The organism is Acidovorax sp. 94 (assembly GCF_003634645.1).
In the GTDB taxonomy this organism is placed as follows: Bacteria; Pseudomonadota; Gammaproteobacteria; order Burkholderiales; family Burkholderiaceae_C; genus Acidovorax; species Acidovorax facilis.
Genome location: NZ_RBJA01000001.1, coordinates 1,702,146 through 1,729,056, shown reverse-complemented (window position 1 = coordinate 1,729,056; position 26,911 = coordinate 1,702,146). Strand labels below are relative to the sequence as shown.

General features: G+C 64.1%; 22 protein-coding genes and 1 tRNA gene. 18 read left to right on the top strand and 5 right to left on the bottom strand.

Annotated features, from left to right (window positions below; translation table 11 throughout):
- The first annotated feature begins 2 nt into the window (after window positions 1-2).
- Entirely contained in the window at window positions 3-1,208 is a 1,206-nt protein-coding gene (locus tag C8C94_RS08005) for a patatin-like phospholipase family protein (protein ID WP_121422769.1), read from the top strand.
- A gap of 3 nt (window positions 1,209-1,211) precedes the next feature.
- Here C8C94_RS08005 and C8C94_RS08000 read toward each other — a convergent pair whose 3' ends face one another.
- Together C8C94_RS08000 and C8C94_RS07995 are read right to left on the bottom strand one after the other, a co-directional pair.
- Entirely contained in the window at window positions 1,212-4,046 is a 2,835-nt protein-coding gene (locus C8C94_RS08000) for an EAL domain-containing protein (RefSeq protein WP_121420355.1), read from the bottom strand.
- 271 nt (window positions 4,047-4,317) lie between these two features.
- Window positions 4,318-5,454, bottom strand: coding sequence for an iron-containing alcohol dehydrogenase (locus tag C8C94_RS07995; protein WP_121420354.1), 1,137 nt, complete (start codon window positions 5,452-5,454; stop codon window positions 4,318-4,320).
- 97 nt (window positions 5,455-5,551) lie between these two features.
- Here C8C94_RS07995 and C8C94_RS07990 point away from each other — a divergent pair, with 97 nt between their 5' ends.
- The 3 genes from C8C94_RS07990 to C8C94_RS07980 all read left to right on the top strand — a co-directional run bounded on the left by C8C94_RS07990 (window position 5,552) and on the right by C8C94_RS07980 (window position 8,311).
- A complete protein-coding gene (locus C8C94_RS07990) occupies window positions 5,552-6,421 on the top strand; it encodes a 2-keto-4-pentenoate hydratase (RefSeq protein ID WP_055393976.1) in 870 nt (289 codons plus the stop codon).
- 104 nt (window positions 6,422-6,525) lie between these two features.
- Window positions 6,526-7,446 carry an alpha/beta hydrolase gene (locus C8C94_RS07985; protein WP_199731401.1) on the top strand — a complete coding sequence of 307 codons (921 nt, stop codon included), beginning with the start codon at window positions 6,526-6,528 and terminating at the stop codon, window positions 7,444-7,446.
- A 7-nt stretch (window positions 7,447-7,453) separates the two neighbouring features.
- Window positions 7,454-8,311, top strand: coding sequence for a YbgC/FadM family acyl-CoA thioesterase (locus tag C8C94_RS07980; RefSeq protein WP_121420352.1), 858 nt, complete (start codon window positions 7,454-7,456; stop codon window positions 8,309-8,311).
- Between the two features lie 65 nt (window positions 8,312-8,376).
- Here C8C94_RS07980 and C8C94_RS07975 read toward each other — a convergent pair whose 3' ends face one another.
- A complete protein-coding gene (locus tag C8C94_RS07975; protein WP_121420351.1) occupies window positions 8,377-9,285 on the bottom strand; it encodes a folate-binding protein YgfZ in 909 nt (302 codons plus the stop codon).
- Window positions 9,286-9,330: 45 nt separating this feature from the next.
- On the opposite strand from C8C94_RS07975, the gene mltG reads away from it, so the two are divergent.
- The 6 genes from mltG (at window position 9,331) to C8C94_RS07945 (ending at window position 14,031) form a co-directional block, all read left to right on the top strand.
- Entirely contained in the window at window positions 9,331-10,317 is a 987-nt protein-coding gene (mltG, locus tag C8C94_RS07970; protein WP_370108275.1) for an endolytic transglycosylase MltG, read from the top strand.
- Between the two features lie 20 nt (window positions 10,318-10,337).
- A complete protein-coding gene (gene tmk, locus C8C94_RS07965; protein ID WP_121420349.1) occupies window positions 10,338-11,015 on the top strand; it encodes a dTMP kinase in 678 nt (225 codons plus the stop codon).
- Window positions 11,012-12,022 carry a DNA polymerase III subunit delta' gene (locus tag C8C94_RS07960; RefSeq protein WP_121420348.1) on the top strand — a complete coding sequence of 337 codons (1,011 nt, stop codon included), beginning with the start codon at window positions 11,012-11,014 and terminating at the stop codon, window positions 12,020-12,022. The genes tmk and C8C94_RS07960 overlap by 4 nt, the downstream gene beginning before the upstream one ends.
- Before the next feature lie 17 nt (window positions 12,023-12,039).
- Window positions 12,040-12,399, top strand: a complete 360-nt coding sequence (locus C8C94_RS07955; RefSeq protein ID WP_010465538.1) for a PilZ domain-containing protein — start codon at window positions 12,040-12,042, stop codon at window positions 12,397-12,399.
- A 154-nt stretch (window positions 12,400-12,553) separates the two neighbouring features.
- Window positions 12,554-13,360: a TatD family hydrolase gene (locus C8C94_RS07950; protein ID WP_121420347.1), complete on the top strand. Its 807-nt coding sequence runs from the start codon at window positions 12,554-12,556 to the stop codon at window positions 13,358-13,360.
- The gene (locus C8C94_RS07945; RefSeq protein WP_055393961.1) at window positions 13,357-14,031 is read left to right on the top strand and encodes an ankyrin repeat domain-containing protein; all 675 of its coding nucleotides are present in this window, start codon (window positions 13,357-13,359) and stop codon (window positions 14,029-14,031) included. Before C8C94_RS07950 ends, C8C94_RS07945 begins: the two co-directional genes overlap by 4 nt.
- A gap of 54 nt (window positions 14,032-14,085) precedes the next feature.
- Here the strand turns inward: C8C94_RS07945 and msbA are convergent, their stop codons facing one another.
- The gene (gene msbA / locus C8C94_RS07940) at window positions 14,086-15,891 is read right to left on the bottom strand and encodes a lipid A export permease/ATP-binding protein MsbA (RefSeq protein ID WP_121420346.1); all 1,806 of its coding nucleotides are present in this window, start codon (window positions 15,889-15,891) and stop codon (window positions 14,086-14,088) included.
- A 187-nt stretch (window positions 15,892-16,078) separates the two neighbouring features.
- Here msbA and tolB point away from each other — a divergent pair, with 187 nt between their 5' ends.
- From tolB to C8C94_RS07915, 5 genes are all read left to right on the top strand, one after another.
- A complete protein-coding gene (tolB, locus tag C8C94_RS07935; RefSeq protein WP_055393957.1) occupies window positions 16,079-17,398 on the top strand; it encodes a Tol-Pal system beta propeller repeat protein TolB in 1,320 nt (439 codons plus the stop codon).
- A 44-nt stretch (window positions 17,399-17,442) separates the two neighbouring features.
- Window positions 17,443-17,982, top strand: a complete 540-nt coding sequence (gene pal / locus C8C94_RS07930; RefSeq protein ID WP_055393955.1) for a peptidoglycan-associated lipoprotein Pal — start codon at window positions 17,443-17,445, stop codon at window positions 17,980-17,982.
- Window positions 17,982-18,773 carry a tol-pal system protein YbgF gene (ybgF, locus tag C8C94_RS07925; RefSeq protein WP_121420345.1) on the top strand — a complete coding sequence of 264 codons (792 nt, stop codon included), beginning with the start codon at window positions 17,982-17,984 and terminating at the stop codon, window positions 18,771-18,773. Before pal ends, ybgF begins: the two co-directional genes overlap by 1 nt.
- Window positions 18,773-19,594: a ThiF family adenylyltransferase gene (locus C8C94_RS07920; protein ID WP_121420344.1), complete on the top strand. Its 822-nt coding sequence runs from the start codon at window positions 18,773-18,775 to the stop codon at window positions 19,592-19,594. Before ybgF ends, C8C94_RS07920 begins: the two co-directional genes overlap by 1 nt.
- A 44-nt stretch (window positions 19,595-19,638) precedes the next feature.
- Window positions 19,639-19,714 (top strand) — tRNA-Lys (locus C8C94_RS07915).
- A gap of 129 nt (window positions 19,715-19,843) precedes the next feature.
- Here the strand turns inward: C8C94_RS07915 and C8C94_RS07910 are convergent.
- The gene (locus C8C94_RS07910) at window positions 19,844-20,902 is read right to left on the bottom strand and encodes an AI-2E family transporter (protein ID WP_121422767.1); all 1,059 of its coding nucleotides are present in this window, start codon (window positions 20,900-20,902) and stop codon (window positions 19,844-19,846) included.
- 243 nt (window positions 20,903-21,145) lie between these two features.
- On the opposite strand from C8C94_RS07910, the gene C8C94_RS07905 reads away from it, so the two are divergent.
- The 3 genes from C8C94_RS07905 (at window position 21,146) to lpdA (ending at window position 26,868) form a co-directional block, all read left to right on the top strand.
- Window positions 21,146-24,025 (top strand): 2-oxoglutarate dehydrogenase E1 component, encoded by a 2,880-nt coding sequence (locus tag C8C94_RS07905; RefSeq protein ID WP_055396677.1) that lies wholly within the window; start codon window positions 21,146-21,148, stop codon window positions 24,023-24,025.
- 51 nt (window positions 24,026-24,076) lie between these two features.
- The gene (gene odhB, locus C8C94_RS07900) at window positions 24,077-25,351 is read left to right on the top strand and encodes a 2-oxoglutarate dehydrogenase complex dihydrolipoyllysine-residue succinyltransferase (RefSeq protein WP_121420343.1); all 1,275 of its coding nucleotides are present in this window, start codon (window positions 24,077-24,079) and stop codon (window positions 25,349-25,351) included.
- A gap of 89 nt (window positions 25,352-25,440) precedes the next feature.
- Window positions 25,441-26,868 (top strand): dihydrolipoyl dehydrogenase, encoded by a 1,428-nt coding sequence (gene lpdA / locus C8C94_RS07895; protein ID WP_121420342.1) that lies wholly within the window; start codon window positions 25,441-25,443, stop codon window positions 26,866-26,868.
- Window positions 26,869-26,911 lie beyond the last annotated feature (43 nt).

Here is a 26,911-nt window from a genome sequence, read left to right as displayed (position 1 = left end):
CCATGAAAGCCCTGCGCATCCATGCCGGCCCCCGCGCCCGCCAACGCCTTGAAAACCACGGGCTGCAGCCCGGCGATGTGGGCGTGATCCCTGCGGCGGCAGGGGGCCCCAAGGGCCTGATCCTGGGTCCGCTGGACCGTTTTATCTTTGGGGAGTGGCTGCCCCAGTCCAGCCAGCCGGTGCATCTGGTGGGCGCCTCGATCGGCGCCTGGCGCATGGCCACGGCCTGCCTGCAGCAATCGGTGGCGGCTTTCGAGCGGCTGGAGCACGACTACATCCACCAGCACTACGACCTGCCGCCGGGCAAGAAGCGCCCCACGGCCGCGCATGTGAGCGAGCGGTTTGGGCAGAACCTGCAGGCGTTCTATGGTGGGCGCATCGGCGAGGTGCTGAACCACCCGCGCTACCGCCTGCACATCGTCACCTCGCGCGGGCGGCACCTGCTGGGGCGCGAGCACCGCGTGGCCACGCCGCTGGGCTATCTGGGCGCGTTTCTGACGAACACGGTGCACCGCAAGGCGATGGGGGCGTGGCTGGAGCGGGTGGTGTTCTCCTCGTTCGATGCAGCCACGGCCGATGGTGTTGGTGTGAGCGTTGGTGCTGCGTGCGCTGCATTGCCGTTTGGCACCTCGGACTACCGCACGCGGCAGGTGCTGCTGCACGGCGGCAACTTCATGCCAGCGCTGCAAGCCAGCTGCTCGATCCCGTTTGTACTGCAGGCCGTGCACAACATTCCGGGTGCGCCCCGTGGAGCGTATTGGGACGGGGGCATCACCGACTACCACCTGCACCTCGCCTACGGCCAGCAATCACAGAATGCTATTGAATTAATAGCTGGAAGCGTTTATCCAACAAGCGCTGGCGGCCAAAAACCCTCAGATTCTGGCCCGACTGCCTCGCCCGGCCTGGTGCTGTACCCGCATTTCCAGCACCAGGTGGTGCCCGGCTGGCTGGACAAGGGACTCAAGTGGCGCCACCGTTCCACCCCGGCGCTGGACAACATGGTGGTGCTGTCGCCCAGCCCCGACTGGGTGCGCTCCTTGCCCAACGCCAAGCTGCCCGACCGCAACGATTTCACCCACTACGGCACCGACAGCGCCGCGCGCGCCAAGGCCTGGCTTGCGGCTACGCGGGCCAGCCAGCAGCTGGTGGACGAGTGGCAGGCGTGGCTGGCGCGGCCCGACATGAACGCAGTGCAACCGCTGTAGTGCTCAGGTTGAGGCAGGCCGCCGCGCCGCCTCCTGCACCGCCCGGGCCGCATGGCGAGCAGCGTGCTCCCGGGCCCAGGTCAGCACCTCGTGCGCAGGCATGGGCCGTGCAATGCCAAAGCCCTGGGCGCGCTCGCAGCCCAGCTCCAGCAGCTTGGCGCATTGCTCGGCGGTTTCTACGCCCTCGGCCACCACATGCCGGTGAAAGGCGGCGGCCAACGCGACGATGGCGCTCACGAGCGTGAGGTCGTCGCCGTCTTCCAGAATGCCGCGCACGAACGACTGGTCGATCTTGATGGTTTCAGCGGGCAGGCGCTTCAGGTAAGACAGCGAGGAGAAGCCGGTGCCGAAGTCGTCCAGCGCAAAACGCACGCCCAGCGCCTGGCAGCTTTGCATCATGTGGCGCATGTACTGCATGTCTTGCAAGGCTGCAGATTCGAGGATTTCCAGCTCCAGGCGGGTGGGCGACACCTCGGGGCAGGTGTGCAGGATGTCCTTGAGCCGCTCCACAAAATTGGCCCGGTGAAAGTGGGGCGCGGAGATGTTCACGCTCACCTCCCACAGCATGCCGGCGTCCGTCCACTGCCGCATCTGTGCCAGGGCCTGGCGCAGCACCCATTCGCCCACTTCCACCTCCAGCTCGGCATCCTCGATCAGGGGCAGCACATGCTGCGGGCCCAGCAGGCCTTGCTCGGGGTGTTGCCAGCGCAGCAGGGCCTCCAGCCCCAGGATTTCGCCGGTGCGCAGGTTCACCTTGGGCTGGTAGTGCAGCACCAGCTCGCCCGCGTGCAGCGCTTGGGCCACGCGGGTCTGGCGCGTGTGCTGGGTCTGCACGGCGTGGTCCAGCTGCACGTCGAACACATGCATCTGGTTGCGGCCGAAGCCCTTGGCCTGGCACATGGCCTGGTCGGCGTGGCGCAGCAGGGTGTCGGGGTTGGCGTCGTCTTGCGGAAACACGGCCACGCCCACACTCACGGTGGTGTGCAGCACGCGGTCGTCGATGGCGTAGGGGGCGGCCAGCTGCTGCATGAGCACGTCCACACGCGCCTCGATGGCGGGCACGTCGGGCAACTCGCCCAGCAGCAGCACAAACTCATCGCCCCCCATGCGCGCCACGGCGTCCTGCGGCGTGATGAAGGCGCCCAGGCGCCGCGCGGTTTCCTTGAGCAGGCGGTCGCCCACGCGGTTGCCGTGGGCGTCGTTCACGGTCTGGAAATGGTCCAGGTCGAGCATGCACACCGCCAGCAGCAGCCCTTTTTGCCGCGCCACGAAGATGGCATGGGTCAGCCGCTCGGCCAGGGCGGCGCGGTTGTACAACCCGGTGAGCGGATCGTGCCGTGCGTGCCATGAAATCTGGTGGCGCAGGTTGCGGGTTTCGGTCACGTCGCGGAACACCAGCACGCAGCCTGCGGCCGTGCCATCGCCCTGGCGGATCGCTGACGCGGTGTACTCGATGGCGTAGCGTTCGCCCGAGCGGTGGATCAGCACCTCGTGCGTGACCGGCTGCAGCGCGCCGGGCACGGTGTCCCGCTCGGCCGCAGAACTGGCGTTGCGGCTGGCAAGCTCTTCATACAGGCGAAACACGTCGTCCAGCTGCCGCCCCAGCGCCTGGTCGGCGGTGAAGCCGGTCATGAGCTGTGCGGCCTCGTTGATGGTTTCGATGCAGCCCGAGGGGTCGGTGGTGATCACCCCGTCGCCGATGGAGGCAAGCGTGACCTCGGCGCGTTCCTTCTCGGCGCGCAGGGCCTCCTGTGCGCGTTTGCGTTCGGTCACATCCACCAGGGTGCCAATGGTGCCGGCCAGCGTGCCCCGGGTGGTGGTGAATGGGGCCTCGTAGTAGGCCATGTCCCTTGGGGGCTGGTGGTTGGCGGGGTGCACGCGGATCTCGTTGTCCTGCGCCTGGGCGATCTGGGTGGAGCGCTCGGGCGACAGCTCCTGGGGATACGCGGGTGGCGAGGCCTGAGCGCTGCCAGCACCGGCAGGGGCATGAAAAAGCCGCTGCCAGGCACAGTTGACTTCGAGGGTGACACCCTTCGCATCCCGCACGAACACCGGCAGGGGCAGGGCGTCGATCAGCTGGCGTGTGAAGTGAAGTTGTTCGCTTTGCTGCTGCTGGGTTTCGCGCAGCGACAGCACCAGCGACTGGACCTTGCCCGCCATGTCATTGAAGGTGGCCGCCATGGCGCGCGATTCGAGCGTGCCCGTCACCTCCATGCGCGTGTCCAGGCGGCCCTGGCGGAACGCATCGGTGGCTTCCGCCAGGCGGCGCAGCATGCGGGCATTGGCCCGCAGCAGCAGGGTGAGCAACAGCAGGATGGTGAAAATGTTGAGGGCCGAGATGCGCAACTGCACCACCACCGTGCTCCAGACCTGGCCGACGAGGGGGGCCGCCTGCAGCGTCACCGTCAGGCGCCCGGAGGCCCCGCCGCTGGACAACGCCTGGCTGAACTGCTGCGAGGGCGGTGCAATGTTCACCCATTGGGCAAACCAGTCTGGCGCGGTGGCGGGCAGGCGGGGCGCCCGGGCTTCGGTGGCGGGCTCGTTGTCCACCTGCCATTTCAGCGAATGGATGCCCGGCCCGAAGCTGGCAATCCCTTCGCTGAGCAGCGTGGCCTGGGCCTGGCGGTCCGAGGCGGGCAGGGCCGCCAGTGACGGCAACAGCGCATCGCCCGCACGGCGCAGTTCGGTGGCGGCATGGCGGCGCACCTCGTCGGTTTCTGTGGCCACCAGGTAGTGGTAGCGCACCGTGCTGACCAGCACGATGATCAGCACGATAGGCACATACAGCCGGGGATAGGTGCCCCGCAGGAGCCAGGTGCTGAGATTTCCGGTGCGCATCGACAGTGGCCCTCCCCCCAGGGCCTGATCAAAGTCTCCGGGCAGCGCCAGAACGACATTGACCTGGCTCTCCACCAGGGTAATGAATTGTTAATTAATTGTTGACGAGTCGGAGTCTAGCGCGTAGCGAATTGCTTGAGATGGGTTTTGGACAGCGCAATCCCGCAGGAGCGGTCAGGGCAGGAAGGCTTCTACATGCGTTGGAGGTGGCGGCGCGCCAGGTGCTGTGGCGCCGCCGCAGGGAGATCACCAATACGCTTTGGGCAGGCTCTTACAGCGACTGCGCCAGCATGTCGCGGTATTCCTCGGGCGTGGCAATGCGCGGGTTGGTCTTGTGGCAGTGGTCGGCCATGGCGCCCTTGATGATGTCGTCGAACAGGGCTTCGGTCACTCCCATGGCCGCCAAGCCCGTGGGCAGGCCAAGGCGGGCGTTCATGTCGCGGATGGCCTCGGGGATGTCGCCCGCGCTGGCCAGGCCCATGGCGTGTGCCATGCGTTCCAGGCGCTTTTCCTTCTGCACCGATTCCGCCGTTGCGTTAAAGCGCACCACGGCGGGCAGGAACATGGCGTTGAGCGTGCCGTGGTGCAGGCGCGGGTTCACGCCGCCCAGGCTGTGGCTGAGCGAATGCACCGCGCCCAGGCCCTTCTGGAAGGCCATGGCGCCCTGCATGCTGGCGCTCATCATGTGCAGGCGCGCGTCGCGGTCGCTGCCGTTTTGGGTGGCCTGCTCGATGTTCGCCCAGCCGCGCGTGAGGCCATCGAGTGCAATGCCGTCGGCGGGTGGGTTGAAGGCGGCCGACATGAAGGTTTCCATGCAGTGCGCGATCGCGTCCATGCCCGTGGCGGCTGTCAGCATGGGGGGCAGGCCCAGCGTGAGTTCGGGGTCGCAGATGGCCGTCTTGGGCACCAGGTGCCACGAGTGAAAGCCCAGCTTGCGGTGGTCATCCACGATGATGATGGCGCCTCGCGCCACCTCGCTGCCCGTGCCGCTGGTGGTGGGCACGGCGATCAGCGGTGCGGCGCGCTCGGTGATGCGGGGTGAGCCGCCTTCGATGGTGGCGTAGTGGGTGAGGGGACCTTCGTGCGTGGCGGCAATCGCAATGCCCTTGGCGCAGTCGATGGCCGAGCCGCCGCCCACGGCGATCAGGCCATCGCAGCCCTGGGCCTTGTACATTGCCACGGCCGCGCGCACGGCGGCTTCGGTGGGGTTCGACGGCGTCTGGTCAAACACGGCCACGGTCATGCCGGGCAGCGCGTCCAGCGCCTTTTGCAGCACGCCTGCGGCCTTCACGCCAGGGTCTGTCACGATCAGCGGACGTGTGATGCCCACACGCTCGCACTCTTGTTTCAGCAGCTTGACGGCGCCGAATTCAAACTGGATCTGGGTGACGTAATAGATGAAAGCCATGGTGCAACAAGATGTGTGAATGGGAGTGCCAGCGATTACGATAGCTCGCCAGCCTTTGATACAGGTTCCAAGCCCACTTTATAAGGAGGAGACACATATGAAAACGAAGCAAACCCTGATGGCCGCCCTGGTGGTCGTCGCCTCTGCGACAAACGCCCAGGCCCAGTGCCTGACCGACACACAAGCCGCCGAGCTGGTGGCCAACTATGTGGCCAAGACCCCGGCCGCCAACCCCGAGAACCTCACTGACGCCGACGGCGCCTGCACACGCGGCAAGGTCAACGCATTGCTGGCACAGCGCATGGGCAAGGTGATTGGCTACAAGGCGGGCCTGACCAACCCTGCTGTGCAAAAGCGCTTCAACACCGACAAACCCGTGTGGGGCAAGCTCTACGAAGGCATGGTGCTGCCCAGCGGCGCCACGGTGGATGCAGCCTTCGGTGCCCGCCCCCTGTACGAGGCCGACATGCTGGTGCGCGTGAAAAGCGCCGCCATCAACCAGGCCAAGACCCCCATGGACGTGCTGGATGCCGTGGACCAGATCATCCCGTTCATGGAATTGCCCGACCTGATGGTGCAGGCGCCGCCCAAGCTCAATGGCGCAGGCGTGACGGCCATCAACGTGGGCGCGCGCCTGGGCGTGGCGGGTACGCCCATTGCTGTGCCAGCCTATCGCGGCGAGCGTTTTGCCATGCTGAAGGCGCTGGCCGACATGAACGTATCGCTGACCGATGGTGCGGGCGCGCGCCTGGGCGGTGGCAAGGGCAGCGACATCCTGGAGCATCCGCTCAATGCCGTGGTGTGGCTGGCGGGCGCGCTGGCGCAAGAAGGCCTGGCCATGCAGCCGGGCGATCTGATCAGCCTGGGCTCATTCTCGCCCCTGCTGCCACCCAAGGCCGGTTTGTCGGTGACGGCCACCTACGATGGCCTGCCCGGCGCCGCACCGGTGCGCGTGACCTTCAAGTAAGCCACCGATGAGCGGCCCGCCGCCGTGCGGGCCGTTTTCTTTTCTTGCCGAGACCCCAACCGTTGACCGACCTGCACATCCACCACACCCGTCTCACCCCCCAGATGCGCAGCGTTCTCGAACGCATGGCCCGCGCGGGGCACCCACCGCTGCACACGCGCACGCCGCAGGAGGCACGCATCGCTTACCAGGCGGGCGCGGATGTGCTGGAGGTGCCCAAGGCCGCACTGGCGCGGGTGGAGGACCTGCAGATCCCGGCCCGCGACGGCGCCATGCTGGCCGCACGGCTGTATGCGCCGAGCACCGACGCGGGCCTGCCCATGCTGCTGTACACGCATGGCGGGGGCTTCACCATCGGCAGCGTTGCCACGCACGACATCCTGTGCCGCGAACTGGCACGCCTTGCAGGTTGCATGGTCGTGTCGCTGGACTACCGGCTGGCGCCGGAGCACCGCTTTCCCACGGCCAGCAACGATGCGTGGGATGCGCTGCAGTGGCTGGCTGCCAACGCTGAGCGCCTGGGGGCCGACACCCAGCGGCTGGCCGTGGGCGGCGACAGTGCAGGCGGTACGCTGGCCGCCGTCAACGCAATCCTGGCGCGGGATGCGGGCCTGCCGCTGGCGCTGCAACTGCTGATCTACCCCGGCTGTGCAGCGCACCAGGACACGCCTTCGCACACCACCTTCGCGCGCGGCCTGGTGCTGGAAGAGCCTGCCATCAGCTGGTTCTTCGGCAACTACGTGCAAAGCCGCGCGGAGCGCGAAGACTGGCGCTTTGCCCCGCTGCATGCGCCAGATGTCGATGGTGTGGCCCCCGCCTGGATCGGTCTGGCGGAGTGTGACCCGCTGGTGGACGAAGGCATAGCCTACGCCGACAAGCTGCGCCTGGCAGGCGTGCAAGTGGACCTGGACATCTACCGGGGCGTGACGCACGAATTCATCAAAATGGGCCGCGCCATCCCCGAGGCGCGCAAGGCCCATGCCGACGCAGCCCGGGCGCTGCGATTGGCCTTTGGAATGGAGTGAAGACAACATGCAACGCAACGAATTCCGCTGTTTTCACCGCCTGCGCGTGCGCTGGGCCGAGGTGGACATGCAAAAGATCGTGTTCAACGCGCATTACCTCATGTACATCGACACGGCCATGAGCGACTACTGGCGCGCGCTGGGTTTGCCCTATGAGGCGAGCATGCATGTGCTGGGCGGTGAGATGTATGTGAAGAAGGCCACGGTGGAATACCACGCCTCTGCGCGGCTCGATGACACGCTGGACGTGGGCCTGCGCTGCGCGCGGATCGGCAACTCGTCGTGCCTGTTCACGGCGGGCATTTTCTGTGGCGACCGGTTGCTGATCTCGGCCGAACTGGTCTATGTGTTTGCCGACCCGGCCACGCAGACCTCGCGCCCGGTGCCACCCGCGCTGCGCGCCATCTTCGAGGGCTTTGAGGCCGGTGCCGACATGGCCGAGGTGCGCACGGGCGACTGGAACACGCTGGGCCGCGATGCAGGCCGTGTGCGCACGGAGGTGTTTGTGCACGAGCAGGGCATTCCCGCCGAAATCGAAGCCGATGTACACGACATCTCGGCCCGCCATGCCGTGCTCTACAACCGGCTGGGAATGCCCATTGCTGCAGGCCGCTTGCTGCAGCAGTCACCGGGTGTGGGCCGCATCGGCCGCATGGCCGTGGACCGCTCGGTGCGTGGTGCGCAGTGGGGGCGGCAGTTGCTGGATGCGCTGGTCGCCGCCGCCCGCGCCCGGGGCGACACGGAGGTGCAATTGCACGCCCAGCGCAGCGCTGAGGGCTTTTACCGCCGCGCCGGTTTCTCCGTGGTGGGTGAGCCTTACGAAGAGGCTGGCATCGCGCACATTGCGATGGCGCAGCGGTTGTAGTTGATTTTGCTATTAAAAAATGAGCTGTTTGCGCTTGATGGATAAGCGCTGGAGCCCATTTCTATTCAAATATCTTCGAGCAGCGCGTAGGGCAGCGGCAGCAGGGCCAGCGCTACGCCGTCCGTGGCACCCACCTGCAGGCTGCCTTCCTGCGCGGCGCTGATCTGCAGCGACACGATGGTGTCGAATCCGCCGCTCGGCGCAGAAGCCACCTGCACCACGGTGCCGCAGGGCTGTTCCAGGTCTGCCGTGTTGAACACTTCGGCTCCCACCGCCACTTCGGCTGCCGCATGGGCGATGTAGGCACGGCGCTTGAGCGTGCCCCGGAACTGGCTGCGCGCCACCACTTCCTGGCCGGGGTAGCAGCCCTTCTTGAAGTTCACGCCACCCACGGATTCATAGTTCAGCATCTGGGGCACAAAGGCCTCGACCACGGGCGTGGTCAGGGTTGCCACGCCGCTCTTCACCTCGCTCCAGAGCCACAGCGCGGCATCCAGCGCGGGGCCTGCGGGGGCCGGGTCAATGGCCGGGGCCACCCACAGTGCGCGGGGCTGGCCATCGGCGGGGTACAGGTGGACCACCGACGCGGTGCCGATATCGGCCTTGGTCCAGGCGGGCTGGCTGCCGTCGGGCACGGTGTCTCCGGCCAGACCGTACAGGGCAAAGTCGTTGGTGGCGTCGGTCAGCTTGGCCTTGGCGCGCAATACAAACATCGACAGGCGCTTGAGCGTGGGGGGCAGCAGGTCGCGGCTGCACACCAGCAGCACCTCGGTAGCGCTACGCTTGAAGCCGATGAAGCTGGCCTGCATGCGGCCCTTGGCCGACAAAAAGGCTGCGAGGCGGGCCTGGTCCATGCCCAGCAGGGCGAAATCCTGGGTGAGCTGGCCGTGCAGAAACTTGGCGGCGTCTTCGCCTTCCACGCGAATCACGCCCAGGTGGGACAGGGGGGCAATGCCGTTCAGGGGGTAAGTCATCGCTGAATTATGATGCCCTGTTTCATACACACAGACGGCAGGGTTGTGCGACGTTTACTGGCTTTGATCGCGTTGGTTTTGATCGCATCCGGTGGTGCGGCTTTTTGGTGGCTGCACCAGCCGCTGGTGACCGGCAGCGAGCCTCTGGAGTTGGCCATCGAGCCCGGCACCACACCCCGGGGCGTCGCCCGCGATGTGGTGGCTGCAGGCGCGCGTGTGGATGCCCGCATGCTCTACGCCTGGTTCCGCTTCTCGGGCCAGGACCGCGCCATCAAGGCCGGCAACTATGAAATCCCCCCTGGCACCACGCCCCGCAGCCTGCTGCAAAAGCTGGTGCGCGGCGAAGAGAGCCTGCGCGCCATCACCCTGGTCGAGGGCTGGAACTGGCGCCAGGTGCGCCAGGCGCTGGCCAAGGAAGATCAGCTCAAGCGCGACGTTGCCACGCTGACCGACGAAGCGCTGATGGCCCAGCTGGGCCGCCCCGGTGTCCCACCCGAGGGGCGCTTCTTTCCGGACACCTACACCTACGCCAAAGGCTCCAGCGACATCGCTGTGTTGCGCCGGGCGATGCATGCCATGGACCGCCGCCTCGAAGCCGCCTGGGCGCAACGCGCGGCGGACACACCCCTCAAGTCGGCCGAAGAGGCCCTGATTCTGGCCAGCATCGTGGAGAAGGAAACGGGCAGGGCCAGCGACCGGGGCCAGATTGCGGGCGTGTTTGCCAACCGGCTGCGCGTGGGCATGCTGCTGCAGACCGACCCCACGGTGATCTACGGCTTGGGCGAGAAGTTTGATGGAAACCTGCGCCGCCGCGACCTGCAGACGGACACGCCCTGGAACACCTACACCCGCGCAGGCCTGCCGCCCACTCCGATTGCCATGCCCGGCAAGGCGTCGCTGCTGGCTGCCGTGCAGCCGGACGCCACACGCGCCCTGTACTTTGTGGCCAAGGGCGATGGCGCCAGCCACTTCAGCACGTCGCTGGAGGAGCACAACCGTGCCGTCAACCGCTACCAACGCGGCCAGCAGTAGATTCTTCCACCAAGGTTTTCATGTCACGACCCGGTCTGTTCATCACCTTTGAAGGCATCGACGGTGCGGGCAAGTCCTCGCACATCGAGGGGCTGGCCACTGCCTTTCGGGCACAGGGCCGTGCTGTCACCGTCAGCCGCGAGCCAGGCGGCACGCCGCTGGCCGAAAAACTGCGCGAGATGGTCCTCAACGACCCGATGGATGCGCTCACCGAGTCCCTACTGATCTTTGCGGCCCGCCGGGATCACCTGCGCAATGTGATCGAGCCCGCCCTGGCGCGGGGCGACGTGGTGCTGTGCGACCGCTTCACCGATGCCACCTTTGCCTACCAGGGCGCGGGGCGCGGCTTTGATCTTGATGTGCTATCAATATTGGAGCGTTTTGCGCAGACTGGACTTGCGCCAGAGGCAGATTTGATGCGTGAACCCGATCTGACGGTGTGGTTTGACCTGGCGCCGGAAGTGGCTGCAGAACGCCTGGCCGGTGCGCGTGTGCCCGACCGTTTCGAGGCCCAGCCTGTGGAGTTCTTCCGCCGCGTTGCCCAGGGCTATGCCGACCGCGCGGCTGCAGCGCCGCAGCGCTTTGCGCGCCTGGACGCGGCCCAAGACCGCCACCGCGTGTGGCAGCAGCTCACCAGCGTGTTTGTGCGCAAGGGGTGGCTGGCGATCATGGTGGCGTCCCAGGGGGGGGCGCAATGAGCGAGCCAACAGTGGCATTGGCGCCGTGGATTGCCGCGCAGCGCACCAGCCTGCTGGCCCAGCGCGGCCACGCGTGGTTGTTGCAGGGGCCATCGGGCCTGGGCCAGTACGCCTTGGGGTTGGAGCTGGTGCGGGCCTGGCTGTGCGATGCGCCCACAGAGCAGGGCGCGTGCGGCCAATGCAGCAGTTGCCACGCCATCGACGTGCGCACCCACGCCGATCTGTGTGTGCTGATGCCCGAGGTGCAGATGATGGCGCTGGGCTGGCCCTTGTCGGAAAAGGCCCAGGCGGACATCGACGACAAGAAGCGCAAGCCCAGCCGCGAGATCCGCGTGGAAGCCATGCGCGATGCGGTGGAGTTCTCGCAGCGCACCTCGGCGCGTGGCAAAGGCAAGGCGGTGCTGGTGTACCCGGCCGAGCAGATGAACCACATCACGGCCAATGCTTTGCTCAAGACCCTGGAGGAGCCGCCGGGTGACGTGCGCTTTGTACTCGCTAGCGAGGCGGCGCACCAATTGCTGCCCACCATCCGCAGCCGCTGCCTGGGCCACACCATGGTCTGGCCTGCACAGGACCAGATGCTGCAGTGGCTGCAAGGGCAGGGCATCGCTGCGGATGCCGCTGTGTCGTTTTTGCGAGCCGCAGGCGGGCGGCCCGACGATGCGTTGGCGCTGGCGCGCTCGGGCCGCAGTCCACAAGCCTGGTCGGCCTTGCCGCAGGCGGTGGCCAAGGGCGATGTGACTGCCTTGGGAGACTGGTCGCCCGCGCAGGTGATCGACGCACTGCAAAAACTCTGCCATGACCTGCTGGCGGCCAGCGTAGGCGGCGCGCCGCGCTACTTTGCACCCGCAGACCTGCCCAAGGCGGTGCCGCCGTTGGGTGCTCTGACCCGCTGGTCGCGCGCACTGGCCAAGGCTGCACGCACGGCGGACCATCCTTTCAATGCTGGCCTCATGCTGGAGGCGCTTGTCGCCCAGGCGCGAAACACCCTACACTCCAAGCACTGAGCCGCACCCATCCATCCATGAGCAGTCCATCCACCGCCCCCCGCCCCAGCGTCATGCAGCTGGCCATCAAGGAAAAGGGGGCCCTGTACGCGGCCTACATTCCCTTTTTTGCCGAAGGGGGCATTTTTGTCCCCACCCAGCGGGACTACAAGCTGGGCGATGATGTCTATGTGCTGCTCACGCTGCCGGACGACACGCAGCGCTATCCGGTGGCGGGGCGCGTGGCATGGGTCACGCCAGCACGGGCTGCGGGCAACCGCACCCAGGGCGTGGGCATCCAGTTTCCCAAGGACGAAAAGTCGCGCCAGCTCAAGGCCAAGATCGAGGAGCTGCTGGGCACATCCCTGGGGTCCGACCGGCCCACCCAGACCATCTGAGTTTGGCGCCGCCACCGTGCCGACCTGCGCAGGCTGGTCGGCATTTTTTATGGGCGCCCACGACGACGGAGCGAATGGCGTATCTTTACTCCAGAGCGCTGCGCCGCCTTTGACGGCCCGCGTTGCGCCCAAGAAACGACTAATTTGAAACCGCATGTTCACTGATTCGCACTGCCATCTCAATTTTCCGGAACTGGTGAGCCAGCTGCCCGCCATCCGCCAGGCCATGGCCGACGCACAGGTCACCCGGGCTCTTTGCATCTGCACCACGCTGGAAGAATTCGACGGGGTACATGCCCTGGCCATGGCCCACGACAACTTCTGGAGCACGGTGGGGGTGCACCCCGACAACGAAGGCATTGCCGAGCCGTCGGTGCAGGACCTGCTGGACCGTGCTGCCCTGCCGCGCGTAGTGGCCATTGGCGAAACGGGGCTCGACTACTACGGCATGGAAGACCGCAAAGGCGGGCGCAGCATCGCTGATTTGGAGTGGCAGCGCGACCGTTTTCGCAACCACATTCGCGCGGCCCGGGTGTGCGAAAAGCCCTTGGTCATCCATACGCGCAGCGCGTCGGACGACACCCTCGCCATCCTGCGCGAAGAGGGCGAAGACGGCCCCGGAAACCGTGCAGGCGGTGTCTTCCACTGCTTTACCGAGTCGATGCAGGTGGCGCGTGCGGCGCTGGATCTGGGCTACTACATTTCTTTCTCGGGCATCGTGACCTTCAAGAGCGCCCAGGAGCTGCGCGACGTAGTGGCCTTTGTGCCGCTGGACCGCACGCTGATCGAAACCGACAGCCCCTATCTGGCGCCCGTGCCGTATCGCGGCAAGACCAACAATCCCTCGTATGTGCCTTATGTGGCCCGGCAGGTGGCCGAGACCAAGGGGCTGACGCTGGAGGAAGTGGCCGACGCCACCAGCCGCAACTTCGACATTCTGTTCAAGGGAGTGACCGCATGATTTGCCATCGCCGCAATGCGCTGGCCACCCTGGCGCTGGGGCTTGCCGCCCCCGGCATCTGGGCCGGAGCCTATGAGGATTTTTTTGTCGCCATCCTGCGTGATGACGATGCTGCCATTGCCGCGCTGTTGCGGAGGGGTTTTGATCCCAATACGCGCGACCCGAAAGGGCAGGTGGGCCTGACCATCGCTTTACAGAATGGGTCGTCCAAAGCGTTTGCAGCCTTGCTGGCATCCAGCCAGGTGAACGTGGAAGCCCGCAATGCGCAGGACGAAAGTCCCTTGATGATGGCGGCCCTCAAGGGCAATCTGGAAGCCGTCAAGGCGCTGCTGGCACGCGATGCAGATGTGAACAAGACAGGCTGGGCGCCCTTGCACTATGCGGCCTCTGCAGGTTCGCGCCAGCATGTAGCCATCATCGCGTTGCTGCTGGAAAACCATGCCTACATCGACGCCACATCACCCAACGGCACCACGCCCCTCATGATGGCGGCGCAATACGGTTCCAACGAGGCCGTTCAGCTGCTGCTGGATGAGGGCGCGGACCCTACGCTCAAGAACCAGCTGGGGCTCACGGCCGCCGACTTTGCCTTGCGGGTGAGTCGTACCGAATCTGCCGACAAAATCGCCGCAGCCATCCGCAAGCGCCAGCCCAACCGGGGCCGGTGGTAGATGTAGCGCTGGGATCGGCCGTTGTCGCGGGCCGGTTAGCGCGCAATGGCGTGTTTAGTGCAATGCGGCGGTTTCGCCCGAGGCAGGCCGGGCCTGCAGGCGTGCGTACAGTCCGCCCATCGCCATCAACTCAGCGTGTGTGCCTTGTTCGGCAATGCGCCCACGCTCCATGACGATGACCCGGTTGGCATGCTCGATGGTGGACAGGCGGTGCGCAATGACCAAGGTGGTACGTCCCTGCATCAGGCGCTGAAGGGCGTCCTGTACCAGCCGTTCGGATTCGGTGTCCAGCGCCGAGGTGGCTTCGTCCAGGATCAGGATGGGGGCGTCCTTGTACAGCGCCCTCGCAATTGCCAGCCGCTGGCGCTGCCCCCCCGACAACTGCGTGGCGTTGTGACCCACCACCGTGTGCATGCCCTGGGGGAGTGCTGCCACGTGTTCGGCCAGGTTGGCCGCCGCCAGGCACGCCTGCACGCGTGCCTCATCCACCGCGTGTCCCAGTGCCACGTTGGCCGCAATGGTGTCGTTGAACATCACCACGTCCTGGCTCACCATGGCGAATTGCGAGCGCAGCGATCCTAGGTCCCACTCTAGCAACGGGTTCCCGTCGACCAGGATTTCACCCGAAGCGGGCGTCACAAACCGTGGCAACAGGTTGACCAGCGTGGTCTTGCCTGCCCCGGAGGGGCCGACCAGTGCGACGATTTCGCCAGGCTCCACACGCAAGCTGATGTGGTCCAGTGCAGGGGCGTGGTCAGGGCCAAACGACACCGTGACCTGCTTGAGTTCCAGCTCCCCCTGGGCGCGGTCCTTGCGGAACTGGCCGCCCGCTTCGGCTCCGGTGTCTCCCAGCAGTGCCAGCCCCCGCTCCAGGGCGGCAACACCCCGCGTGATCGGGCTGGCGACATCGGCGAGGCGGCGTATGGGCGCAATAAGCATCAGCATGGCCGTGATGAATGACACGAAGCCGCCGACGGTGACATCCTTGGCGTCCACGGTGCCACGGCTCTGCCACAGGGCAATGCAGATCACTACGGAGAGCGCAGCAGCGGCGAGTAGCTGCGTCAGCGGCGTCATGGCTGCGGAGGCGATGGTGGACTTGATCGCCAGGCGTCGCAGGCTCTGGCTCAAGGCGGCGAAGCGCCCGGCCTGGCCAGGCTGCGCGCCATGCAGCCGGACCATGCGGTGGGCAAGCACGTTTTCTTCCACCACATAGGCGAGTTCGTCGGTGGCCTGCTGGCTGCTTTTGGTCAGGTGGTAAAGGCGCCGGGACAAGGTCTTCATGATCCACGCCACGCCCGGCACGACCACGGCGACGATCAGCGTGAGCTGCCAGTTGAGGTACAGCAGGTACACCAGCAGCGCCACCAGTGTGAATCCGTCGCGCGACACCCCTAGCAGTGCCTGTACGAGCAGGGTTGCGCCGGTTTGCACCTCGTACACCACGGTGTTGGACAGCGTGCTGGCCGACTGGCGCGAGAACAGGCCCATCTCGGCAGCCAGCACCCTGTCAAACAGCGACTGGCGCAGCGTCAGCATGCCTTCGTTGGCAATGCGTGCCAGTGCGTACTGGCCGACGAACTGGGCAACGCCCCGCACAAAAAACACGCCCAGGATGGCCAGTGGCACCATCCACAGTTGGAGGGTGCCTTGCGTGAAGCCCCGGTCCAGCAGGGGCTGCAGCAATGCGGGAATCAGCGGCTCGGTGATCGCGCCGACGAGGGTGGCAACAACGGCAAGGCTCCAGGCCATTCGCTGGTTGCCAAAGTAGACAGACAGTCGGCGCAGGCGTGTGGCCAGGCTTGCAGCGGGCGGGGAGGGAGTGTTGGGAGGCGCGGTGCCCGTATCTGTGGCTTGCATGTGGCCCGGATTCTACGGTTGTGGGCGGTCAAGGTGCCGGTGAGATATTTCTGCGCAGCAGGTTGTGGGCTGCAAGAAATCGGTGCGAATAGGTTTGGAGGTCGCACGTTTTGTCACAGGGGTTTCCCCGCTGTGTGTAACATTCGGGTTTGCCTTTCGGCATTTGTTCGGCCACCGCTGGATGCCAATGACCACAGATCGAATCCCAACACACCCATCCCCTGCGGCCTTGCCGCATCCCTTGCGCCGCCACATGCTGGCTGCGCTGATCTCGACCCCCGCACTGCCCGCCCTCGCGCAATTTCGCGTTGAGGTCACGGGTGTTGGTTTGACCCAGTTGCCAATCGCAATTGCGCCGTTCCGGGGCGAGGCGCAGTCTCCCCAGAAAATATCGGCCATCGTCCAGGCCGACCTGGAGCGCAGCGGACAGTTCCGCGCGGTAGACGCCTCCGGCGCGGTGCTGGACGAAACCGCGCGCCCGGATGTCGCACTGTGGCGCCAGAAGAGTGCGGACTCCCTGGCCACTGGCAGTGTGACTCGCCTGGCAGATGGGCGTTTCGATGTGCGCTTTCGCCTTTGGGATGTGGTGAAGGGGCAGGACCTTGGTGGCCAAAGCTTTGTGGTCACCCAAGGCGATCTGCGCCTGGTGTCGCACCGCATTGCGGATTTCATCTATGAAAAGCTGACGGGCGAGCGCGGCATTTTCTCGACGCGTATCGCCTATGTCACCAAGACAGGCTCCCGGTACAGCCTGTGGGTGGCAGACGCTGACGGAGAGAATGCCCAATCGGCACTGTCGAGCCCGGAGCCCATCATTTCCCCTGCATGGTCGCCCAACGGGGGGCAACTGGCCTATGTGTCGTTTGAATCGCGCAAGCCGGTGGTCTATGTGCATGATGTGGCCTCCGGCCGCAGGCGCTTGATTGCCAATTTCCGGGGGTCCAACAGTGCCCCTGCCTGGGCTCCGGATGGTCGATCCCTCGCCGTGACGCTCAGCCGTGACGGGGGATCTCAGCTCTACACCATCGACGCCAACGGTGGCGAACCGCGCCGCCTCATGCAAAGCGCTGGCATCGACACGGAGCCCATGTTCTCCGGTGACGGCCGCAGCATTTACTTTGTCAGCGACCGTGGCGGCGCGCCGCAGATCTACAAGGTCTCCACATCTGGCGGCAACGCGGAACGTGTGACGTTTACCGGCAGCTACAACATCTCCCCCAGCGTCAGCCCCGATGGCCGCTGGCTGGCCTACATCTCCCGTGTCGGTGGGGCTTTCAAACTGCACGTGATGGACCTGTCCGCGGGCACTGTGAATGCGGTCACCGACACAACGGCAGATGAGAACCCCAGCTTTGCCCCCAACAGCCGCCTTATCGTTTATGCCACCCAGCAGCAAGGGCGTGAAGCGCTCATGACCACCACGCTGGACGGCAAGATCAAGGCCCGGCTCGCGGGGCAGGCGGGCGATATCCGTGAGCCCGATTGGGGCCCGTTTCAAAAGCAATGAACTTATCAGCACTTTCAAGTATCAAGTTTTCAGGAGAATTTTGGATGATCAAACGTTTTACCCTTGCCCTTACCGTTGTCGCCCTCGTTGCCGGGTGCAGCTCTGGCGTGAAGCTGGACGATGTGCCGGTCGAAGACAAGAACGCCACGTCTACCATGGGTGGTAATACTGGCGCCAACTCTGGCAATACCGCGCAGAGCGGTGTTGCTGGTGTGGACCTCGGCCAGTCGGGCCGCGATGCTGCAGGCCCGGTGGGCGTGAGCCGTATCGTTTATTTTGATTACGACAGCTACGTGATCAAGCCCGAATTTCAGTCGCTGATCGAGGCGCACTCTCGTTTCATCAAGGCCGGCACCAATCGCAAGCTGATGATTGAAGGCCACACGGACGACCGAGGTGGTCGTGAGTACAACCTGGCGCTCGGCCAGAAGCGCGCCGAGGCAGTGCGCCGTTCGCTGGCTCTGCTCGGCGTGCAGGACAGCCAGATGGAAGCTGTGAGCTTTGGCAAGGAAAAACCAGCAGCCCAAGGCAATTCTGAAGACGCGCACGCTCAAAATCGCCGGGCTGAACTGTCCTATCGTTGATGCGCACGATTTCTTTGTCCTACCCGCTCAAGGCGCTGGCGGCAGTGATGCTGTCCGTGGCCTTGTTGCCTACTGGCCATGCCGCAATTTTTGAGGATGGCGAAGCCCGCCGCGCCATTCTCGAAATGCGGCAGCGCGTGGATGGCATGCAGCTGTCTCAGCAACGGTCCGCAGAGGAAGTGCGCAGGCTCAGTGAAGAGAACGCCCAGCTGCGGCGCAGTCTGTTGGATCTGCAAGGTCAGATTGACACACTGCGCGCGGAGCAGTCCACACTTCGCGGCCAGAACGAACAGTTGTTGCGTGATGCTGCCGATTTGCAGCGGCGCCAGAAAGACATCGCCCAGGGGGTAGACGAGCGCCTGCGTCAGTTTGAACCTGTGAAGGTGACCTTGGACGGCCAGGAGTTCCAGGCAGATCCTGCTGAGAAAAAGGACTTTGAAGCCGCACTGGCCGTGTTTCGCTCAGGCAAGTTTCCAGAAGCTGGGGCAGCATTTGCAGCCTTTGTGCGGCAGTATCCGCGCAGCGGTTTTGTACCGTCTGCGCGTTTCTGGCTTGGGAATGCCCAATACGCTACCCGGGACTACAAGGAAGCCATTGGTAATTTCAAGCTGATGCTGTCTGATGCCCCGGCTCATGCGCGGGCACCAGAGGCGGCTTTGTCCATTGCCAACTGCCAGATTGAACTCAAAGACACGCGAACTGCCCGCAAGACCCTGGAAGACCTTGTGCGCGCCTACCCGCAGTCCGAGGCGGCTGTGGCGGCCAAAGAGCGCCTTTCCCGATTGAAGTAATGGTCGGCGAAGCGCCTTTGCAAGCCCCGGCAGGGAATGTTGAAGATGCAGCGCTGGAGCGTCGCTTTGGCGGACTGGAACGGCTGTACGGCGTACAAGGCGCTCGGCGTATCCGCCGGGCGCATGTGGTGGTGGTGGGTGTTGGAGGGGTGGGCTCGTGGGCCGCTGAAGCCTTGGCGCGCAGTGGGGTAGGGCAGATCACGTTGATTGACCTCGACCACGTGTCCGAGTCGAACATCAATCGCCAAATCCATGCGCTTACCGATACCGTCGGCCAGGCCAAGGTTCTTGCAATGCGCGATCGGATTGCGCAAATACACCCTCAATGCAGCGTCCACTGCGTGGAGGAATTCGTGGATGCAGACAATTGGCCTGGTTTGCTTCCTCAGTCCTTTGATGCGGTGATTGATGCGTGTGATCAGGTGCAAGCCAAGACGACCATCGCGGCCTGGGCCCGAGCCCAGAAGGCTCTGCATATCACGGTCGGGGCGGCTGGCGGTAAGCGCCATGCGCACAAAGTGGATGTGGATGATCTTGCTTTGACGACCCACGATCCTCTGCTGGCGCAACTGCGCTATCGCTTGCGCAAGCACCATCGGGCGGCCCGTGATGGCAAAAAAATCGGAGTGACCTGCGTCTTCAGCAGAGAAGCCGTGGCGCCTCCCGATGCGTCCTGCAATGTGGATGGCGATGGTTCTCTGAACTGCCATGGATACGGTTCGGTCGTTGCAGTGACGGCGACCTTTGGTCAGTGCGCTGCAGGGTGGGTGTTGGACAAACTTGCCGCAACTTCCAAAAACACTGAAAAAACGACGCTATAATCCAAGGCTTTGCAGCAGTCAGTCATGATTGATTGCAACCGGTTGGGACGTTAGCTCAGTTGGTAGAGCAGCGGACTTTTAATCCGTTGGTCACAAGTTCGAATCTTGTACGTCCTACCACCCGAATCCAGGCGCCAGTCTTTTGGCGTAAACAAAGGCCTCCTTGCGGAGGCCTTTGTTTTTTTGTGATCCGCACGTTCTGCAGTGCCATGTTATTCATGGCCCCGTTTGTTGTATCACTCCATTTTGCTACGCGGATTCAGTGCTGACGCTGGGTGAAAACAGGTCCCAACTCGCAATGAAAAGCGCCGCAATAACTGGTCCTATCACGAAGCCCGTCAACCCAAAGAGCGCCATGCCTCCCAGGGTGGATATCAGCACAACGTAGTCTGGCATCTTGGTGTCCTTGCCCACCAAAATCGGACGAAGGACGTTGTCAACGAGTCCAATAACGCCAACGCCAAACGCAGTCAGCACCACGCCTTGCCAGACCGCACCCGTGGCCAGGAAGTAAATTGCCACCGGTACCCAGATCAGCCCCGCTCCCACGGCGGGAAGCAGCGACAGGAAGGCCATGGAAACCCCCCATAGCACGGGGCCCTGAATGCCCAGGATCCAGAAAATCAAACCGCCCAGCGCTCCTTGGGAGGCCGCCACGACAATGTTGCCTTTGACCGTGGCGCGAATGACGGTAGTGAACTTGCTGACCAGTTGCCGCTTGTGTGTTTCGTCCAGCGGGGTGGCCTGGCCAATGCGCAAGGCCAGACTCGATCCGTCACGCAACAGGAAGAACAGCAGATAGAGCATGATGCCGAAGCTCACGATGAACTGCAGCGTGTTCTGTCCAATACTTAATGCCTGTGTGGCAACAAACTGACTGGCCTGGACAGCGACGGAAGAGAACTTTTGTTGCAGCTCGCCAACGGTCGTGAGATTCAACCGGTCCAACAAATTGGCGGCCCAGGTGGGCAGGGCGGCGATCACCTGCTGTAGGTAGAGCCCAAAATTTAGCTGGCCCGACCGCATCCGTTCATAGATTACCGTGGCTTCCTGGGCCAAGGATACCGTGATCGCTGTCATGGGAAGGATGACCACAATAAGGCATAGTCCCAGGGTACACAGCGCTGCAAGATTGCGCCGCCGGGGCATGCGCCGCAACAGTTTGCGGTGCAGGGGGGCGAACAAGATGGCCAGGATGACGCCCCAGAAGACCGCGCCGTGGAACTGCCAAAGGATGGCTCCAAAGGCGATGGTGACAAAGGCCAGCAGCAGCAAAAAGACTTTGTTCTGGGGGGTGGGTGGCGTCATGAGGATAGGTGGCAATGAGATACCCGGAATGTACGCGAGCCAGGTTTGTAGCCGCTTGTTGCGCCAGCGTGTCAGCACCGGCCCCACCATTTCCGTAGGGCGGTCGGCCATTCGGTGGCACAATGGCGCCCGTACCAAGGCCCTTCCCCAGCCACAGTCGCATCCGCCAATCGGTTCAGCCGTGTCGCGGAAGGTTTCTCAACCAGCTAATGCTTTCCCAAGGAAAGCGGAGGTCAGCGGAATATGAGCGATACGACGTCCGTCTATCAAGCCTACCAAGGCAACACTTACCTCTTCGGCGGCAATGCGCCCTATGTCGAAGAGATGTACGAGAACTACCTCGCCAACCCAGGTAGCGTGCCAGACAATTGGCGCGAGTACTTTGATGCACTTCAACATGTGCCTGCGGTGGATGGCAGCAATGCCAAAGACGTCCCCCACCTCCCCGTCATCAACGCTTTTGCCGAGCGCGCCAAACAGGGCGGCACCAAGGTTGTTGTGGCAACGGGTGCGGACTCTGAGCTGGGCCGCAAGCGCACTGCCGTTCAGCAACTGATCGCTGCCTACCGCAACGTGGGCCAACGCTGGGCTGATCTGGATCCCCTCAAGCGCACCGAGCGCCCCGCCATTCCTGAACTCGAACCCTCTTTCTATGGTTTCAGCGACGCTGACCAGGAAACGGTGTTCAACACGAGCAACACGTTCTTCGGCAAAGAGTCGATGCCCCTGCGCGAGTTGATCAACGCGCTGCGCGAAACATACTGCGGCTCCATCGGCGCCGAGTACATGTATGCCACTGACCAGAACCAGAAGCGCTGGTGGCAGGAAAAGCTGGAAAAGATCCGCAGCAAGCCCAGCTTTGGTGTGGACAAGAAAAAGCAGATCCTGGACCGCCTGACGGCCGCCGAAGGTCTGGAGCGTTTCCTGCACACCAAGTACGTCGGCCAGAAGCGTTTCTCTCTTGAAGGGGGTGAAAGTTTCATCGCCGCGATGGACGAGCTGATTCAGTCCGCCGGTGCAAAGGGCGTTCAGGAAATCGTGATCGGCATGGCCCACCGGGGTCGTCTCAATGTGCTGGTCAATTCGTTGGGCAAGATGCCCAAGGACCTGTTCGCCGAGTTCGACCACACCGCTCCCGAAGACCTGCCTGCCGGTGACGTGAAGTACCACCAGGGCTTCAGCTCGGATGTGACCACCCCTGGCGGCCCGGTCCACCTGTCGCTGGCATTTAACCCTTCCCACCTGGAAATCGTGAACCCCGTGGTCGAAGGGTCCGTGCGTGCCCGCATGGACCGCCGCGCCGACCCGCACGGCAAGCAGGTGCTGCCGGTGCTGGTGCATGGTGATGCGGCCTTTGCCGGCCAGGGTGTGAACCAGGAAACCCTGGCGCTGGCCCAGACCCGTGGCTACTACACGGGTGGCACGGTGCACATCATCATCAACAACCAGATCGGTTTCACCACCTCCGACCCGCGTGATACGCGCTCCACGCTGTATTGCACCGACATCGTCAAGATGATCGAGTCGCCCGTGCTGCACGTGAACGGTGATGACCCCGAAGCCGTGGTGCTGGCCACCCAGCTCGCCCTGGAGTTCCGCATGGAATTCAAGAAGGACGTGGTGGTGGACATCATCTGCTTCCGCAAACTGGGCCACAACGAGCAGGACACCCCGGCTCTGACCCAGCCGCTGATGTACAAGAAGATCGGCCAGCACCCTGGCACGCGCAAGCTCTATGCCGACAAGCTGGCGGCACAGGGCCTGGGTGAGTCGCTGGGCGACGATATGGTCAAGGCCTATCGTGCCGCCATGGATGCCGGCAAGCACACGGTCGATCCCGTCCTGACCAACTTCAAGAGCAAGTACGCCGTGGACTGGAGCCCGTTCCTGGGCAAGAAGTGGACGGACGCTGGCGACACGGCCATTCCTCTGGCTGAGTGGAAGCGCCTGGCCGAGAAGATCACGACCATTCCTGAGAGCGTGACGCCACACCAGTTGGTCAAGAAGGTCTATGACGACCGCGCTGCGATGGGCCGTGGCGAGATCCCCGTGGACTGGGGCATGGGCGAGCACATGGCATTTGCATCGTTGGTGGCCAGCGGCTACCCCGTGCGCCTGTCGGGCGAAGACTGTGGCCGTGGCACGTTCACGCACCGCCACTCGGTTATTCATGACCAAAAGCGCGAGAAGTGGGACATCGGCACCTATGTGCCACTGCAGAATGTGGCCGAGAATCAGGCTCCGTTCGTTGTGATCGACTCGATCCTGTCGGAAGAAGCGGTGCTGGGCTTTGAATACGGCTACGCCTCCAACGACCCCAACACCCTGGTGATCTGGGAAGCGCAATTCGGCGACTTTGCCAACGGTGCGCAAGTCGTGATCGACCAGTTCATCGCTTCGGGTGAAGTGAAGTGGGGCCGCGTCAACGGCATCACGCTGATGCTGCCACACGGCTACGAAGGCCAGGGCCCTGAGCACAGCTCCGCCCGCCTGGAACGCTTCATGCAGCTGTCGGCCGACGCCAACATGCAGGTGGTGCAGCCCACCACCGCCAGCCAGATCTTCCATGTGCTGCGGCGCCAGATGGTGCGTGATCTGCGCAAGCCGCTGATCATCATGACGCCCAAGTCGCTGTTGCGTAACAAGGATGCGACTTCGCCGCTGTCCGAGTTCACCAAGGGCAGCTTCCAGACGGTGATTCCCGAGCAGGATGAAGCCATCGTCAAGAAGGCAGCCAAGGTCAAGCGTGTGATCGCCTGCTCCGGCAAGGTGTACTACGACCTCGTGAAGAAGCGCACCGAGCGCGAAGACGACGATGTGGCCATCATCCGCGTGGAGCAGCTCTACCCCTTCCCGCACAAGGCATTTGCCGCTGAAATCAAGCGCTACCCCAATGCCACCGACGTGGTGTGGTGCCAGGACGAGCCGCAGAACCAGGGCGCCTGGTTCTTCGTGCAGCACTACATCCACGAGAACATGCTCGAAGGCCAGAAGCTGGGCTATTCCGGCCGCGCGGCTTCCGCGTCACCTGCCGTGGGCTACTCGCACCTGCACCAGGAACAACAAAAGGCGCTGGTGGACGGCGCGTTTGCCAAGCTCAAGGGTTTTGTCCTGACCAAGTAAGGCCAGCTGCGACCCGATAACAGAACAAAACCCCATTCCGAAAGAATTGATATGGCTATCGTAGAAGTCAAAGTCCCCCAGCTGTCCGAATCCGTGGCCGAGGCCACCATGCTGACGTGGAAGAAAAAGGCCGGTGAGGCTGTGGCAGTGGATGAGATCCTGATCGAGATCGAAACCGACAAGGTGGTGCTTGAAGTGCCGGCCCCGTCGGCTGGTGTGCTGGCTGAAATCATCCAGGGCGACGGCGCCACCGTGGTGGCCGAGCAGCTCATTGCCAAGATCGATACCGAAGGCAAGGCCGGCGCGGCCGCTCCTGCCGCCGCTGCTGCAGCACCCGCTGCCGCCACGGCATCGGCTCCCGCCCCCGCCCCAGCGGCTGTTGGCGGCTCCAAGGGCGACGTGGCGATGCCCGCTGCCGCAAAGCTGCTGGCCGAGAACAACCTGTCCGCATCGGCTGTGGCCGGCAGCGGCAAGGATGGCCGCGTGACCAAGGGTGACGTGCTCAGCGCTGTGGCGGGCGGTGCCGCCAAGGCTGCGGTGGCTGCCCCAAGCGCCATCCCCACGGGCGTGCCCACCAAGGCACTGCCCCAGGTGTCGGCCCCGGCCGCCAAGGAAGACCTGGGCGACCGCCCCGAGCAGCGCGTGCCGATGAGCCGCCTGCGCGCCCGCGTGGCCGAGCGCCTGCTGCAGTCGCAATCGACCAACGCCATCCTGACCACGTTCAACGAAGTGAACATGGCGCCGGTGATGGACATGCGCAAGAAGTTCCAGGACACGTTCACCAAGGAGCATGGCGTGAAGATCGGCTTCATGAGCTTCTTCGTGAAGGCTGCCGTGCACGCCTTGAAGAAGTACCCCGTGCTGAACGCCTCGGTCGATGGCAACGACATCGTTTACCACGGCTACTTCGACATCGGTATCGCCGTGGGCTCGCCCCGTGGCCTGGTGGTGCCTATCCTGCGCAATGCCGACCAGATGAGCTTTGCCGACATCGAGAAGAAGATCGCCGAATTCGGCAAGAAGGCCGCTGAAGGCAAGCTGGGCATTGAAGAAATGACCGGTGGCACGTTCTCGATTTCCAACGGTGGCACCTTCGGCTCGATGATGTCCACGCCCATCATCAACCCGCCCCAGTCGGCCATCCTGGGCGTGCACGCCACCAAGGACCGCGCTGTGGTGGAGAACGGCCAGATCGTTGTGCGCCCGATGAACTACCTGGCCATGTCCTACGACCACCGCATCATTGACGGCCGCGAAGCCGTGCTGGGCCTGGTGGCGATGAAGGATGCGCTGGAAGACCCATCGCGCCTGCTGTTCGACATCTAACCTCCTGACCGCATGGACCCACCCGCGTGGCCGACCTCTGGTTGTGCCCGCCGGTGGGTCTTTCTCCAACAGACTGAACGAGATTTCCCATGAGCAAACAATTTGATGTGATCGTCATCGGCGGTGGCCCCGGTGGCTACATTGCCGCCATCCGCGCAGCCCAGCTGGGCTTCAACGTCGCCTGTATCGACGAGTGGAAGAACGACAAGGGTGGCCCCGCACCGGGCGGCACCTGCACCAACGTGGGCTGCATTCCGTCCAAGGCGCTGCTGCAATCGTCCGAGCATTTCGAACACGCCAACAAGCACTTCGCCGAGCACGGCATCACCGCCACGGGCGTCAAGATGGACGTGGCCAAGATGATTGCCCGCAAGGACACCGTCGTGAAGCAGAACAACGACGGCATCCTGTACCTGTTCAAGAAGAACAAGGTCAGCTTCTTCCATGGCCGCGGCTCGTTCGTGAAGGCTGCTGAAGGCGGCTACGAGATCAAGGTGGCTGGCGCCGCCGAAGAGTCGCTGACGGGCAAGCAGATCATCATTGCCACCGGCTCCAATGCCCGTGCGCTGCCCGGCACGCCGTTCGACGAAGAACTGGTGCTGTCCAACGACGGCGCGCTGCGCGTGGGCGCCGTGCCCAAGAAGCTGGGCCTCATCGGCTCGGGTGTGATTGGTCTGGAGATGGGCTCGGTGTGGCGCCGCCTGGGTGCCGAAGTCACCATCCTCGAAGGCCTGCCGACCTTCCTGGGCGCGGTGGACGAGCAGATCGCCAAGGAAGCCAAGAAGGCCTTCGACAAGCAAGGTCTGAAGATCGAGCTGGGCGTGAAGGTCGGCGAGATCAAGACCGGCAAGAAGGGCGTGAGCATTGCCTACACCAACGCCAAGGGCGAAGCCCAGTCGCTGGACGTGGACAAGCTCATCGTCTCCATCGGCCGCGTGCCCAACACCATTGGCCTGAACGTCGAAGCCGTGGGCCTGCAGCTCGACGAGCGCGGTGCCATCGTGGTCGATGCCGACTGCAAGACCAACCTGCCCGGCGTGTGGGCGGTGGGTGACGTGGTGCGCGGCCCGATGCTGGCGCACAAGGCCGAGGAAGAGGGCGTTGCCGTGGCCGAGCGCATTGCCGGCCAGCATGGCCACGTGAACTTCAACACCATTCCTTGGGTGATCTACACCAGCCCCGAAATCGCATGGGTGGGCCGCACCGAGCAGCAGCTCAAGGCCGATGGCGTCAAGTACAAGGCGGGCAGCTTCCCGTTCCTGGCCAACGGCCGTGCACGGGCGCTGGGTGACACCACAGGCATGGTCAAGATGCTGGCCGATGCCGAGACTGACGAAATTCTGGGCGTGCACATCGTGGGTCCGCAGGCCAGCGAGTTGATTGCCGAAGCTGTTGTGGCCATGGAGTTCAAGGCCAGCAGCGAAGACATCGCGCGCATCTGCCACGCACACCCCAGCCTGAGCGAAGCCACCAAGGAAGCGGCCCTGGCCGTGGATAAGCGCACTCTGAACTTCTGATTTTTGGGTCAAATCGGGCTCTAGCACTTATCTGATAAGCGCT